The organism is Mycobacterium sp. NGS27 (genome assembly GCF_059813005.1).
The window spans coordinates 535557-549036 of sequence record NZ_JCALDT010000003.1; the positions used below are offsets into that span (position 1 = coordinate 535557).

Here is a 13480-nt window from a genome sequence, read left to right on the forward strand (position 1 = left end):
CGACCCAACACACGATTGGATGAATGAATGAGCAAGAACAGCAAGGCATACCGCGCCGCCGCCGAAAAGGTGGACCGCGACAACCTCTACACCCCGCTGGAAGCGGCCAAGCTCGCCAAGGAGACGTCGTCGAGCAAGCAGGACTCGACCGTCGAGGTCGCCATCCGGCTTGGCGTCGACCCGCGCAAGGCCGACCAGATGGTCCGCGGCACGGTCAACCTTCCGCACGGCACCGGCAAGACCGCCCGCGTCGCGGTGTTCGCGGTGGGTGACAAGGCCGAGCAGGCCCAGGCCGCCGGCGCCGACATCGTGGGCAGCGACGACCTGATCGAGAAGATCCAGGGCGGCTGGCTGGAATTCGACGCCGCGATCGCAACCCCGGACCAGATGGCCAAGGTCGGTCGCATCGCTCGCGTGCTCGGCCCCCGCGGGCTGATGCCGAACCCCAAGACGGGCACGGTGACTCCCGACGTCGCCAAGGCCGTCGCCGACATCAAGGGCGGCAAGATCAACTTCCGCATCGACAAGCAGGCCAACCTGCACTTCGTGATCGGCAAGGCCTCGTTCGACGAGAAGGCCCTGGCCGAGAACTACGGCGCCGCGCTGGACGAGGTCCTGCGGCTCAAGCCGTCCGCCTCCAAGGGCCGCTACTTGCGCAAGATCGTGGTCTCGACGACGACCGGACCGGGTATCCCGGTGGACCCGGCCGTCACCCGCAACTTCGCTGAGGGCTAACCCCCGCACTCGACTATGCGCCGCCGCAGAAACGCGCGGCCGGGGTCAGATCCATTGGACTCCAATGCCTCTCGGTACCACCTGAGGGCATCGGCGGGTCTGCCCGCGCGCCGCAGCAGGTCGGCGCGCACGGTCGCGACGAGATTGGAGCGGGTCAGCCGCGGATCGTGGGCCACCTTGTCCAGGGCGGCCAGGCCGGCATCGGGGCCGTCGCGAAATCCGATCGCCAGCGCCCTGTTGGCCGCCACCACCGGCGAGTGGGTCAGTCCGAACAGCCGGTCGTAGGCGGCGCAGATGGTCACCCAGTCGGTCTGCTCCCAGGACGGCGCCGTGGCATGCAACGCTGCGATCACCGCCTGGGGCAGATAACTGCCCGTCGACCCCTGGGCGCGCTTCAACCGGTCGAGCCCGCGCGAGATGCGCCCCCGGTCCCATCGGCGCCGGTCCTGGTCCTCGAGCGGCACCAGCATCCCGGAATCGTCCACCCGGGTCGCGCGCCGCGAATCGTGCAGCAACATCAGCGCGGACAGCGCGTGCGCCTCCGGCTCGTCGGGCAGCAGCGCGCACAGCTCCGCGCCCAGCCGGATCCCTTCGTCGCACAGGTCGTCCCGGATGGCCGACGGGCCAGCGGTCGACCAGTAGCCTTCGGTGAACACCGAATAGACGCAACCGAACACGTGCGGCGTGCGCTCGGGCAGCAGCTCGGCCGGCGGCACCCGCAGCGGGATGTTGGCGTGCCGAATCTTGTTCTTGGCGCGCGTGATTCGCTGACCGACGGCCGCCTCGCTCTGCAACAGCGCGCGCGCGATCTCGCCGACGGTCAACCCGGACACCAACCGCAGCGTCAGGGCCAATTGCGATTGCCGATCCAGCGCCGGGTGGGCGCAGGTGAACATCATCCGCAACTCGTCGTCGCGCACCGGATGCGGATCGGTGTGATCGGTACGCGCCCTGATGTCGTCCAGCACAGCCGCCAATTCCTTTCCGGGACGCGCGGACTCGCGGCGCAGCCGGTCCCGGGCCCGGTTACGGCCGACTGTGATGAGCCAGCCGCCCGGGTTGGCGGGCATCCCCTCATGCGGCCAGGTGCGCAGCGCTTCGGCGCAGGCCTCCTGGACGGCGTCCTCGGCGACGGTGAGGTCACCCGACCACCGCGCGAGCGCGGCCACCGCGGGTCCCCATTCCCGGCGGAAGACGCCGTCCAGGTTCGCCATGGTCTACAGCGCCGAGACTCCAGCCAGTTGCCGGACCTGCACCGCCGAGGCGGGGATCATCGATGCGATCTTGACGGCCTCGTCGCGGTCGGCGGCGCCCAGTAGGTAGATCCCGGTGGCGATTTCGGCGCCCTCCACGTACGGCCCGTCGGTGAGCAGAACCTCGCCGTCGCGGACCCGCACGGTCGTCGCCGTGGACCGGTCGTGCAGCGCGGCGCCGCCGACGATGTGATCGCCCGCGGCCGCGTGGAGGTCGGCGTGTTTCGCCGCCACCGCCTCCCACTCCGGTGTGCCGGGCGTGTGGGCGGTGGCGGGCGGCTCCAGCAGCAGCGCGAGCCAGTCGTTGCCGGTGAGCTTGCGCGACAGCTCGATCGAATGAACGGCTGGCCACACCTCCACGGCCCCGAACGCGGCGAGCGGGATGTCGCGCGCCAGTGCCAGCGCCTCGTCGAGGTTTTCCGCTTCGAACACGTAATAGCCGCAGGCCACCTCGGCGGTCTCGGCGAAGGGCCCGTCGGTGACCACCGGGGCATCCGGACCGCCGGTGATGAGCACCGCTTCGGCGGCGGAAGCCAGCGCATCTCCGGATTTGATCGCGGAGCCGGCTTTGGCGTGGAAGTTCTCCCATTCCGCCATCGCGGCGGCCGCATCGTCGGGTGTGCGGTCTTGTTCTTGGCTGATCAACAGCGCGAAGTACTGCATGGTCGTCACCTCCGGTCGTGAGCGGAGCCCGTGCTCCACTCTCTACCTATTCGACGAACGCCGCAGCGCCGATCCGACAGCTAGGCGGCAGCTCCCGGCTTGAGGTAGGTCACCAGGCTGACGTCGAGCATCTCGTCGCCGAAGTAGTGCTCGCAGCCGCGCAGATACTTGATGTAGCGGTTGTAGACCTCTTCCGAGGTGACCTCGATCGCCTTGTCCCGGTTCGACTCGAGCGTGTCGCCCCAGATGTGCAATGTCTTGATGTAGTGCGGGCGCAGTGAAAGCGGTTCGGGGACAACAAATCCCGCCTTCTCGCCGTGGTCGACCATCATCTGGGTGGACGGCAGCCGGCCCCCCGGGAAGATCTCGGTGACGATGAACTTGATGAACCGCGCGGTCTCGAAGCTCAGCTTCTTGCCGCGCGCCGCCAGGTCATACGGGTGATAGCTGACGCTGCTTTGAACGGTCATCCGGCCGTCCTCGGGCATGATGTCGAACGTCCGCTTGAAGAAGTCGTCGTAGTTCTCGTGGCCGAAGTGCTCGAAGGCCTCGATCGACACGATGCGGTCGACGGGCTCGTTGAAGTCTTCCCAGTTCTGCAGGCGGACCTGGCGTGAGCGGTCGGTGTCGATCGAACCGAGCAACGCTTCGGCGCGGGCGTGCTGGTTCTTGGACAGCGTCAGGCCGATGACGTTGACGTCGAACCGCTCGACGGCGCGCTTCATGGTGGTGCCCCACCCGCAGCCGATGTCGAGCAGGGTCATGCCCGGCTTGAGGTCCAATTTGTCCAGGTTGAGGTCGATCTTGGCGTACTGGGCCTCTTCCAGGCTCATGTCGTCGCGCTCGAAGTACGCGCAGCTGTAGATCCGGGACGGGTCCTGGAAGAGGCCGAAGAAGTCGTCGGAGACGTCGTAATGCGCCTGGATGTCCTCCGAACGCGTCCGCGTCTTCGTCGGGCTAGTCGGTTGCTCAGCCATTTTCGTCCTGTTCTCTCCGATGAGGTGCACTTCCTGCGATCCGCGCACCACCGCCGGGGTCGCACGTGACCTGCAACGATACCCAATGTCGAGGCGTGAATTCGCAAGGGTGCACGTGCGCGTCGCGGTCCCGGCCGCGGATAGCAGTCTACTTTTCGAGGGTGAACTGGTTGACGTCGACGTAGCCGGCCCGGAATAACTTCGCGCAGCCGGTCAGATACTTGAGGTAGCGCTCGTAGACTTCCTCGGACTGCACTTCGATGGCCTCGTCCTTGTGCGCAAGCAGGGCCTCGGCCCACAGGTCGAGGGTTCTGGCGTAGTGCTGCTGAAGCGACTGGCGGCGGGTGAGCGTGAAGCCCGCCTTCGACGAGTGCTCCTCCACCATCTCGATGGACGGCAACTGGCCGCCGGGGAAAATCTCGGTCTGGATGAACTTGAGAAAGCGAAGCAGCCGGAGGGATATCGGCAAGCCCCGGTCGATGGTTTCCTGCTTCGTCAGCCCGGTGATAGTGTGCAGCAGCATTACGCCTTCGTCGGGCATGACGTTGTGGGCCATCGCGAAGAAACCGTCGTAGCGGTCGCGGCCGAAGTGCTCGAATGCCCCGATCGACACGATGCGGTCGACGGGCTCCTCGAACTGCTCCCAACCCTTGAGAAACACCCGCCTGTCACGCGGGCTGTCCACCTGATCGAGCGACTGCTGAACGTGCGCCGCCTGGTTCTTCGACAGGGTCAGCCCGATGACGTTGACGTCATACTTTTCGATCGCCCGGCGCATGGTGGCGCCCCACCCGCAGCCCACGTCGAGCAGCGTCATGCCGGGCCGCAGCCCCAGCTTCCCCAGCGCCAGGTCGATCTTGGCGAGCTGTGCCTCTTCCAGCGTCATGTCGTCGCGGGCGAAGAACGCGCAGCTGTAGGTCCGGGTGGGATCGAGAAACAGGCGGAAAAAATCGTCCGATAGGTCGTAGTGCGCCTGCACGTCCTCGAAGTGCGGCGTGAGATTTTTGGCAGCCATCAGCCTGCGCGCCTTTCTTCCTGGCCCCCCTCTGGCAGGCAAGCGTTCTGCTCTGTATACCCCTGTTACGAAGCCGCGAACAGTTCGGTTCAGTCAGCCCCGGCCCGGATGCGCCGGCCTGGCGCTATTTGGTGAGCGTGTACTGGGCCACGTTGGAGATGCCTTTGCGGAACAGCTCCGCGCAGCCGGTCAGATAGCGCATGAAGCGGTCGTAGACCTCTTCGGACTGGATGGCGATGGCGCGTTCGCGATTCGCCGCCAGGTTGGCCGCCCACGTGTCGAGTGTCCGCGCATAATGCGGCTGCAGGTACTGGGTGTGCTCGAGTGTGAATCCGCTGTTCCGGGAATTGTCGACGATATCGGGCTCGCCGCACATGTGTCCGCCGGGGAAGATTTCCTTGCCGAGGAAGCGCAGGAATCGCAGATCCGACATCGTGATCGTGATGCCGTGCTCGTGCCAGTAGTTCTGCGGATGCGTGAAAATGCTATGCATCAGCATTCGGCTGCCTTCGGGAAGGGTTTTATAGGCCCAATCCCAGAACGTCGGCCAGCGTTCTTTCTTGAATGCGTCGAAGGCCTCGAAACTGACGATCCGATCGACCTGCTCGTCGAATTCTTCCCAGCCCTGCAAACGGGCCTCGGTGCGCCGCGTCGTCGGGATCGCCGCCAGCCGAGCTTTGGTGCGCGCGTAGTGGTTGCGGCTCAACGTGATGCCGATGACATTCACGTCGTACTTCTCCACCGCCCGCACCACGGCGCCGCCCCAGCCGCATCCGACGTCGAGCACCGTCATCCCGGGCTCGAGTTTCATCTTGTCCAGCGCCAGATCGATCTTGGCGAGTTGCGCCTCTTCCAGGGTCATGTCGTCGTTTTTGAAGTAGGCGCAGGTGTACACCATGTTCGGGTCGAGGAACAGTGCGAAGAAGTCGTCCGAAATGTCGTAGGTTGCCTGCGATTCTTCGTAATACGGCTTCAGCTTTGCCATTAGCGACACCCGCCCTTCTGTGCCAACCGTACAACCCTGCGACACGGACCGGAAATCGCGGGGATGTGTTTCTACCAAATGTTTTTGGCTAGCGCGCCTCGTTGATGTTTTCCGCTAGCACGCCGATCACCTGATCCCACAACTGCTGTGGAAGATCATGACCCATGCCGTCGTATGTCACCAGTCGGGCCCCATCGATCGCCCGCGCCACGGCGCGCCCACCGGAGGGGCGCATCAGCTTGTCGGCCCGGCCGTGGATCACCACGGTGGGCGCGGTGGTCTGGCGGTTGTAGCCACGCAGGCTGCCGCTGCCCAGCACCGCGTCGAAATGCCGGGCGACGCCCCACGGGTAGTAGCTGCGTTCGTAGCTTTCGATGGCCTCGGCCCGCAGCTGCTCCTCGGGAGCCGGGTACCGCGGGCTGCCGATGATCTTGCTGACGCGAATGGCATTGTCGATGATCACGTCGCGCGGCGAACTCGGCGCCGGTCCCTTGATGAGCGCCAGCAATTGGCGAGGCCCGGGCGGTGGCAAGAACGCCGAATTGTTGCTGGAGAAGATGATTCCCAGGGTCTTCGTCCGCTCCTGGAATCGCCCGGCGAAAATCTGGGCGATCATCCCGCCCATCGAAGCGCCCACGATGTGCGCCTGCTCGATGCCCAGGTGATCGAGCACGGCCGCGGCGTCGTCGGCCATGTCCTCGAGCTTGTACGCCGCTTTGCTCGGCAGCCCCAGAAAGGAGCGGACCAAGCGCATCACCAGCGGCTGCCCCGAGCTGCGACGCTGGGTCTTGCTCGAAAGGCCGACGTCGCGGTTGTCGTACCGGATGACGCGCAGCCGGTGCCCGACCAGCTTCTCGCAGAACGCGGTTCGCCACAGCAGCAGCTGGGCGCCCAGCCCCATGATCAGCAGCACGGGCGGGTCGTCGATGTCGCCCATGTCCTCGTAGTACAGCTTCAAGTCGCCCGATGTGGCGTTCCCGGCGCGGACCTCCATCAGACCTCGACGTCCGAGGAGTGCTCGCGGCTGACTTCGACCATGAAGTTCGCGAAATAGCCCGTCAGTTGCGGATCCGACATCATCTGCCACCTGGGCGCCAGCAGCTTCATGTACCGCTCGACATAGAGGAATTGCTTGCCGATCAGCACCAGCTCGCGGGGGAGCTTGACGTCGTAGGCGTCGGCCAGCGCCGACAACTGCCGGCCGATGTCCGCGTAGGACATGTCGCCGAGCGTCTGCATGGTCAGCGGGGTCGCGAATTTTTCCAGGTCCTTGGCGGCCTCGGCCTCGGGCTTCATGGTGCCGACGGCGCCCATCAACACCACGATCTTGCCCGCCGCGGCGTGGTCCTTCTTGACCAGCAGCGCGTACACCAGCTCGCGCAGCAGCCAGCGGGTGCGGGGATCGATGCGGCCCATGATGCCGAAATCGAAGAAGACGATGCGGCCCTGATCGTCGACATAGAGGTTGCCTGCGTGCAGGTCGCCGTGGAACAACCCGTGCCGCAACCCGCCCTCGAACAGCGAGAAGAGCAGCGCCTTGACCAGCTCGACACCGTCGAACCCGGCCTTGCGGATGGCCGCGACGTCGTCGATCCGGATGCCCTGCACCCGCTCCATCGTCAGCACCCGGTCGCTGGTGAAATCCCAGAACACCTGCGGCACCCGGATGTTCTTGCCCAGTGGGGAGGGGTGCAGGTGCGACACCCAGGCCTCCATCGACTGTGCCTCCAGCCGGAAGTTCAACTCCTCGGCCAGGTTGTCGGAGAAGTCGGCGACCACGTCTTGCGCCGAGAGCCGCCGGCCCAGCTTGGCCAATTCGACGGCCTGCGCGAAACGCTTGAGGATCTGCAGGTCGGCCGCGACCCGGCGTCGGATCCCCGGTCGCTGGATCTTGACCACCACCTGCTCGCCGGTGTGCAGGGTGGCGTAGTGCACCTGGGCGATGGACGCCGACGCGAACGGCGTCTCGTCCCATTCGGCGAACAACTCCGACGGGTCGCCGCCCAGGTCTTCGACGATGAGCTTGTGCACCTCGCCGGAGTCGGCGGGCGGCACCCGGTCGAGCAGGCCGCGGAACTCGCGGGACAGGGATTCGCCGAACGCTCCGGGGCTGGACGCGATGATCTGTCCGAACTTGACGTACGTCGGTCCCAGGTCGGCGAAGGTCTGCGGCAGCTGCTTGATCACCTTCTGCTGCCACGGACCCCTACCCGGCAGCTTGGTGAGGATGCGAGCGCCGGTGCGGGTGACCTGCCAACCCGTCGCGGCCACCCGGGCCGCTTCGACCGGGAGCGGCACCCGGTCGAGCTTGGCTCCCTCTCGATGTTTGGTAGAGCTCATCAGTGCAGTGTGCCAAACCGGCACGGATGAATCCCAATCCTCTAACGCGGGCGGCCACCGCTTTCCCCGCTTTTCCAGGGCTGCACCCAGCCCTCGATCGCCCAGCCTTCCCGCGCGGCGATCAGCTCGTACATGGTGGCGCCGTCGATCGTCTCCCGGATGATGTCGGCGTGCCCGGCATGCCGGGCCAGCTCGTTGATCACGTGCAGGATCACCCAGCGCACCGACCAGGCCCGCTGATCCTTGGGAAACCACGGGATGTCCTGCGGAACCGGCACCGCGGCGTCCAGGTCGGCGGTCTCCACCAGCCGCAGCGACGTCGCGTTCTGCGCCTCGAACGCCCCCAGCAGCCCGGCCAGCGTCTCGTCGGGCCGCATCACGTGCTGATCGCCGAACTCCGCGGCGATCTGCTCGAACGGGCGCGGGTCCTTCGGCGGCGCGTCCGGTGCCGCGGCCACGCGCGCCATCCAGCTGCGTTGCATCCCGGTGGCGTGCTTGACCAGGCCGCCGATCGACAGCGCGCTGACCGAGGGCGTGGATCGGGCCTGGTCGTCGGTGAGGCCATGGCTGACCGCGAAATAGGCGCTCTGGTGGTACGCCAGGAATTCGCGGAGGGCGCTGCGTTCGTCGGCCACCGGCGGGGCGAGGGCGGGCATTGATCGATCCTAGGGGCTCGACGCGCCGTAAGGTTCGGGGATGCAGGTGGTTTCGGCATGCAACTGACGAAGGCCGAGTCGACCGAGCTGTTCGTCGGGCCACCGCATGCGCCGCTGCAGTTGGTCCGCGTCACCGTTGCCGAGTGTGCGGACCAGACGCCGGTCCGCGTCGACGGCCACGGCCTGCTCGGCGAGGCGGTCGCCGAACCCGGGCGCGAGGTCGTCGAGGTCGCGGTGACCGTGCAGGAGGGCGTCGTCGGGCAGCGCCGCTCCGCGCGGGTGCACGCCGGTGGCCAGCGGCTGCCGTTCGAGTTCACCGTGGCCGAGCCCGGCTGGACGATGTTCATGGTCAGCCACTTCCACTACGACCCGGTGTGGTGGAACACCCAGGGCGCGTACACCAGCGAGTGGGCCGAGGATCCGCCGGGACGAGCCCGTCAACGGAACGGCTTCGACCTGGTGCGTGCGCATCTGGAGATGGCGCGCCGCGATCCCGACTACAAGTTCGTGCTGGCCGAGGTCGACTACCTCAAGCCGTACTGGGACACCCGGCCCGAGGACCGGGCCGACCTGCGCCGGTTCATCGGCCAGGGCCGCGTCGAGGTGATGGGCGGCACCTACAACGAACCCAACACCAACCTCACCAGTCCCGAGACGACGATTCGTAACCTGGTGCACGGCATGGGTTTTCAGCGGAACGTCCTGGGCGCCAACCCGGCCACCGCGTGGCAGCTGGACGTGTTCGGCCACGATCCGCAATTCCCCGGGATGGCCGCCGACGCGGGGCTGACGTCGAGTTCGTGGGCCAGGGGCCCGCACCACCAGTGGGGTCCGGCGCTGGGCGGCGGCGATGTCGAGCGGATGCAGTTCTGCAGCGAGTTCGAGTGGATCTCGCCATCGGGCCGCGGGCTGCTGACGCATTACATGCCGGCGCACTACTCGGCGGGCTGGTGGATGGACTCCGCGGCGTCGCTGGGCGAGGCCGAGAGCGCCACGTACGACCTTTTCGCTCAGCTCAAAAAGGTCGCCCTCACCCGCAATGTGCTGCTACCGGTCGGCACCGACTACACCCCGCCCAACAAGTGGGTCACCGAGATCCACCGCGACTGGGCCGCCCGCTACACCTGGCCGCGGTTCGTGTGCGGGCTGCCGTGCGAGTTCTTCGCGGCGGTGCGTGCCGAACTGACGGATGGGCGCTGCGCGCCTGGAGAACCATCGCCCCAGACCCGGGACATGAACCCGATCTACACCGGCAAGGACGTCTCCTACATCGACACCAAGCAGGCCAACCGGGCCGCCGAGGACGCCGTGCTGGCGGCCGAGCGCTTCGCGGTGTTCGCCGGGCTGCTGACCGGCGCCGCGTACCCGCAGGCCGCCCTGGCCAAGGCCTGGGTGCAGCTGGTCTACGGCGCACACCACGACGCCATCACCGGCTCGGAATCCGACCAGGTGTACCTCGACCTGCTGACCGGATGGCGCGACGCGTGGGAGCTCGGCGGCACGGCCCGCGACCGCGCGCTGGCGGTGTTGTCCAACGCGGTCGACGGCGACGTGGTGGTGTGGAGCCCGCTGACCTGCCCGCGAACCGACGTCGTCACCGTGCGCCTCGACCCGTCCCTGGGCGCGCGGGTTCGGGTGCTCGGCGCCGATGGTGTCGAGCTGGCCGCCCACGTCGAGCACGGCGGCCGGTCGATCAGCTGGTTGGCGCGCGACGTGCCGTCGCTGGGCTGGCGGGCGTATCGGCTGGTGCCCGGCGCAGGGGGCGATCCGGCCGGCTGGGAACCGGTGGTGGGAACGGCGATCTGCAACGAGCACTACCGCGTCGAGGTCGACCCGGCGCGCGGCGGCGGAGTCGCCTCGCTGATCCAGGACGGATGCGAGCTGATCGCCGACGGGCGGGTGGGCAACGAGCTCGCCGTCTACGAGGAGTATCCGGCGCACCCGAGCCAGGGCGAAGGCCCGTGGCATCTGCTGCCCAAGGGGCCGGTGGTGTGCTCGGCCGAAAGCCCCGCGCGGGTGCAGGCCTTTCATGGGCCGCTGGGCCAGCGAGTGGTGATGCACGGTCGGATCGGCACGCTGCTGCGCTACACCCAAACCCTGACCCTGTGGCACGGCGTCGCGCGGGTGGAGTGCCGCACCACGATCGACGAGTTCACCGGCGCCGACCAGCTGGTGCGGCTGCGCTGGCCGTGCCCGGTGCCGGGCGCCATGCCGGTCAGCGAGGTGGGCGACGCCGTCGTCGGCCGCGGGTTTGCGCTGCTGCACCCCACCCCCGGCGGCCCCCGCTCGGTGGACACCGCCCAGCACCTCTGGACCCTGGACAACCCGGCGTACGGCTGGTTCGGCCTGTCCTCGGCGGCCCGGGTCCGGGTATCGGGCACCGGCGTGCGGGCGATCTCGGTCGCCGAGGTGGTGTCGCCGGCCGAGGCGGTGTCCGGTCCGCTGGCCCGCGAGCTGATGGTCGCGCTGGTCCGCGCCGGCGTCACGGCCACCTGCAGCTCCGCGGCCAAGCCGCGCTACGGCAACCTCGAGGTCGATTCGAACCTGCCCGACGTCCGCATCGCGCTGGGCGGGCCCGCGCGCAACGCCTTCGCCGCGGCCGTGCTGGCCGGGGCTCCGGCCCACGCCGCAGAACTGAAGCGCCAGTTGGCGACGACCGGTCGGGCCCGAGTTTGGGTGCCGGCCGAGACGCCGCTGAACGCCGTGTGGGTGCCCGACGCCGACCTGCGCGCGACGCGCGCGCTGCCAGTTCTAGTCATCGACGGCCACGACGAGGCCGACCTGCGGGCCGCCATCGCCGCCGTCGTCGACGACCTCGGCGACGCCGAGATCACCGTGTCGCAGCACGCACCCTCGGGGACAGGCGTTTTCGAGGACCGCACCGTCGCCCTGCTCAACCGCGGGGTGCCCAGCTTCGCCGTCGACACCGAGGGCACGCTGCACACCGCGCTGATGCGTTCCTGCACCGGCTGGCCGTCGGGCATCTGGATCGACGACCCGCGGCGCACCGCGCCGGACGGGTCCAACTTCGGCCTGCAGCACTGGACCCACACCTTCGACTACGCGTTGGTCAGCGGGGCCGGCGACTGGCGGCGGGCCGAGATCCCGGCCCGCAGCGCGCAGTTCTCCCAGCCACTGCTCGCCGTCGCATCGGGCCGACCGGGGACCGCGCTGCCGCCGGCCGGGTCGCTGCTGCGCGTCGAGCCCGCCGAATCGGTACAGCTGGCCGCCCTCAAGGCAGCCGGAAACCCACTGGCCGCGGGCAGCGCGGCGCCGCTGGACCCGAACGAGGTCGCCCTGCGCTTGGTGGAGACCACCGGGGCGGGCGCCGACGTCGTCATCGACTCCGACGTCGCGACGGTGCGTGACCTGCGGCGCGCCGATCTGCTGGAAACGCACCCCGAACGCGTGTCCTCGGTCGGGCTGCACGGCTACCAGGTGGCGACCGTGCTGGCCCGCTTCGGCGCGACCCGCGCCGCGACCGGCGCCCCCGACCTGGCCCCGAACGTCGAGGCCGCGCAGCCGCTGTACGCGCGGTACTGGCTGCACAATCGCGGCCCCGCGCCGCTCGGCGGGCTGCCGGCGGTCGCCCACCTGCACCCGCCACGGGTGACCGGGCAGGCCGGCGGCGAGGTGACGTTGCGCCTGACCGCGGCCAGCGACAGCACCGACGCCACGCTGCACGGCACGGTCACTTTGCGGTGTCCGGACGGCTGGACGGCCCGGCCCGCCGAACTGCCCTTCACCCTGCCGAGCGGTGACCACCTGCACACCGACGTGCTGGTCTCCGTCCCGGCGCGCGCCGAACCCGGCGTTTACCCGATCCGAGCCGAACTGCGCGTCACCGGCGACGAGGTCCCGCCGTCGTGGCGCCAGCCCGTTGAGGATGTGTGCGTGGTGACGGTGGGCGAGGCAGCCGATGAGCTCGTCTACCTGGCCGACGGTCCCGCCGAGGTCGCGCTGCGAGCCGGCGAAGCGGGCACCCTGACCGTCACGGTCGGCAGCCACGCCGGCGCCGGCCTGAATCTCGAGGCGCACCTGATCAGCCCGTGGGGCACCTGGGAATGGATCGGTCCCGGCGCGCTCGGCGCGGTGCTACCGGCCCGCTCCACCGTCGACCTAGGCTTCCAGCTGACACCGCCGGCCTGGCTCGAACCCGGCCAGTGGTGGGCGCTGGTGCGGATCGGCTGCGCGGGCCGACTGGTCTACTCGCCGGCGGTGAAGGTGACGGTGACATGAGCGTGCGGCCGATAGCGATCGTTGCCGGCGTGCCCGTTGCGCCTGGCGTGCTCGACGCCGCCGAAGCGCGGCTGCGCGGCTCACGCGGCGCGGGCGGCCTGCCGGCCAGCGGCACCAGCGAGGGCCGTCAACTGCGGCGCTGGCTGACCCAGCTGATCGTCACCGAGCGGGTGGTCGCCGCGGAGGCGGCCGCGCGCGGGCTGCGCGGACTCGGCGCGCCATCCGAGGCCGAGTTGCTGCCCGACGTGGCCGCCCGGCTGGAGCTTGGCAGCGTCGCCGCCGCCGCGCTGGCCGATCCGCGTGCCCGCGCGCTGTTCGCCGAGGTCACCGCCGAGGTGCGGGTTGCCGACACCGAGGTGGCCGCCTACCACGCCCGCAACCCGCTGCGCTTCGCCACGCCGCAACAGCGCGAACATGGCTGGCGCACAACGGCGTCCGCGGCACCACCGCTGGACGAGGTGCGATCGGCCATCGAAGAGCAGCTGCGCGGCGCCGCGCGACGGCGGGCCTTCCGGCTGTGGCTGGACGCGCGCCGCGCCGCGCTGGTGGAGCTGGCACCCGGCTACGAGCATCCCGGCGACCCTCGCCAACCCGACAACACCCACCGGCACTGAACG

The 13480-nt window shown here is 68.7% G+C and carries 11 protein-coding genes; 3 read left to right on the forward strand and 8 right to left on the reverse strand.

Annotated features, from left to right (window positions below; genetic code table 11):
* The first annotated feature begins 27 nt into the window (after positions 1-27).
* Positions 28-735, forward strand: a complete 708-nt coding sequence (gene rplA / locus AC5Y30_RS11100; RefSeq protein WP_499918170.1) for a 50S ribosomal protein L1 — start codon at positions 28-30, stop codon at positions 733-735.
* Here rplA and AC5Y30_RS11105 read toward each other — a convergent pair.
* The 8 genes from AC5Y30_RS11105 to AC5Y30_RS11140 all read right to left on the reverse strand — a co-directional run bounded on the left by AC5Y30_RS11105 (position 732) and on the right by AC5Y30_RS11140 (position 8603).
* Positions 732-1949: an RNA polymerase sigma factor gene (locus AC5Y30_RS11105; protein ID WP_499918171.1), complete on the reverse strand. Its 1218-nt coding sequence runs from the start codon at positions 1947-1949 to the stop codon at positions 732-734. The two genes, rplA and AC5Y30_RS11105, sit on opposite strands and share 4 nt — an antisense overlap.
* 3 nt (positions 1950-1952) lie before the next feature.
* Positions 1953-2651: a YciI family protein gene (locus AC5Y30_RS11110; protein ID WP_499918172.1), complete on the reverse strand. Its 699-nt coding sequence runs from the start codon at positions 2649-2651 to the stop codon at positions 1953-1955.
* An 80-nt stretch (positions 2652-2731) separates the two neighbouring features.
* Positions 2732-3628 carry a hydroxymycolate synthase MmaA4 gene (gene mmaA4 / locus AC5Y30_RS11115; protein ID WP_499918173.1) on the reverse strand — a complete coding sequence of 299 codons (897 nt, stop codon included), beginning with the start codon at positions 3626-3628 and terminating at the stop codon, positions 2732-2734.
* Between the two features lie 148 nt (positions 3629-3776).
* On the reverse strand, positions 3777-4643 hold the full coding sequence (gene mmaA2 / locus AC5Y30_RS11120; protein ID WP_499918266.1) for a cyclopropane mycolic acid synthase MmaA2: 867 nt from the start codon (positions 4641-4643) through the stop codon (positions 3777-3779).
* Between the two features lie 124 nt (positions 4644-4767).
* Positions 4768-5628 carry a cyclopropane mycolic acid synthase family methyltransferase gene (locus AC5Y30_RS11125; protein WP_499918174.1) on the reverse strand — a complete coding sequence of 287 codons (861 nt, stop codon included), beginning with the start codon at positions 5626-5628 and terminating at the stop codon, positions 4768-4770.
* Positions 5629-5716: 88 nt separating this feature from the next.
* Positions 5717-6622 carry an alpha/beta fold hydrolase gene (locus AC5Y30_RS11130; RefSeq protein WP_499918175.1) on the reverse strand — a complete coding sequence of 302 codons (906 nt, stop codon included), beginning with the start codon at positions 6620-6622 and terminating at the stop codon, positions 5717-5719.
* Positions 6622-7968 carry an ABC1 kinase family protein gene (locus AC5Y30_RS11135; RefSeq protein ID WP_499918176.1) on the reverse strand — a complete coding sequence of 449 codons (1347 nt, stop codon included), beginning with the start codon at positions 7966-7968 and terminating at the stop codon, positions 6622-6624. The genes AC5Y30_RS11130 and AC5Y30_RS11135 overlap by 1 nt, the downstream gene beginning before the upstream one ends.
* 41 nt (positions 7969-8009) lie before the next feature.
* The gene (locus AC5Y30_RS11140; RefSeq protein ID WP_499918267.1) at positions 8010-8603 is read right to left on the reverse strand and encodes a DinB family protein; all 594 of its coding nucleotides are present in this window, start codon (positions 8601-8603) and stop codon (positions 8010-8012) included.
* 78 nt (positions 8604-8681) lie between these two features.
* Here AC5Y30_RS11140 and AC5Y30_RS11145 point away from each other — a divergent pair, with 78 nt between their 5' ends.
* Positions 8682-12863: a glycoside hydrolase family 38 N-terminal domain-containing protein gene (locus AC5Y30_RS11145; RefSeq protein WP_499918177.1), complete on the forward strand. Its 4182-nt coding sequence runs from the start codon at positions 8682-8684 to the stop codon at positions 12861-12863.
* A complete protein-coding gene (locus AC5Y30_RS11150; protein WP_499918178.1) occupies positions 12860-13477 on the forward strand; it encodes a DUF7158 domain-containing protein in 618 nt (205 codons plus the stop codon). The genes AC5Y30_RS11145 and AC5Y30_RS11150 overlap by 4 nt, the downstream gene beginning before the upstream one ends.
* Positions 13478-13480 lie beyond the last annotated feature (3 nt).

Coding starts and splice junctions, on each gene's coding strand:
- rplA (WP_499918170.1), top strand. CDS start 28: ATGAGCAAGAACAGCAAGGCATACCGCGCCGCCGCCGAAAAGGTGGAC.
- AC5Y30_RS11130 (WP_499918175.1), bottom strand. CDS start 6,622: ATGGAGGTCCGCGCCGGGAACGCCACATCGGGCGACTTGAAGCTGTAC.
- mmaA2 (WP_499918266.1), bottom strand. CDS start 4,643: ATGGCTGCCAAAAATCTCACGCCGCACTTCGAGGACGTGCAGGCGCAC.
- AC5Y30_RS11110 (WP_499918172.1), bottom strand. CDS start 2,651: ATGCAGTACTTCGCGCTGTTGATCAGCCAAGAACAAGACCGCACACCC.
- AC5Y30_RS11105 (WP_499918171.1), bottom strand. CDS start 1,949: ATGGCGAACCTGGACGGCGTCTTCCGCCGGGAATGGGGACCCGCGGTG.
- mmaA4 (WP_499918173.1), bottom strand. CDS start 3,628: ATGGCTGAGCAACCGACTAGCCCGACGAAGACGCGGACGCGTTCGGAG.
- AC5Y30_RS11145 (WP_499918177.1), top strand. CDS start 8,682: ATGCAACTGACGAAGGCCGAGTCGACCGAGCTGTTCGTCGGGCCACCG.
- AC5Y30_RS11150 (WP_499918178.1), top strand. CDS start 12,860: ATGAGCGTGCGGCCGATAGCGATCGTTGCCGGCGTGCCCGTTGCGCCT.
- AC5Y30_RS11125 (WP_499918174.1), bottom strand. CDS start 5,628: ATGGCAAAGCTGAAGCCGTATTACGAAGAATCGCAGGCAACCTACGAC.
- AC5Y30_RS11135 (WP_499918176.1), bottom strand. CDS start 7,968: ATGAGCTCTACCAAACATCGAGAGGGAGCCAAGCTCGACCGGGTGCCG.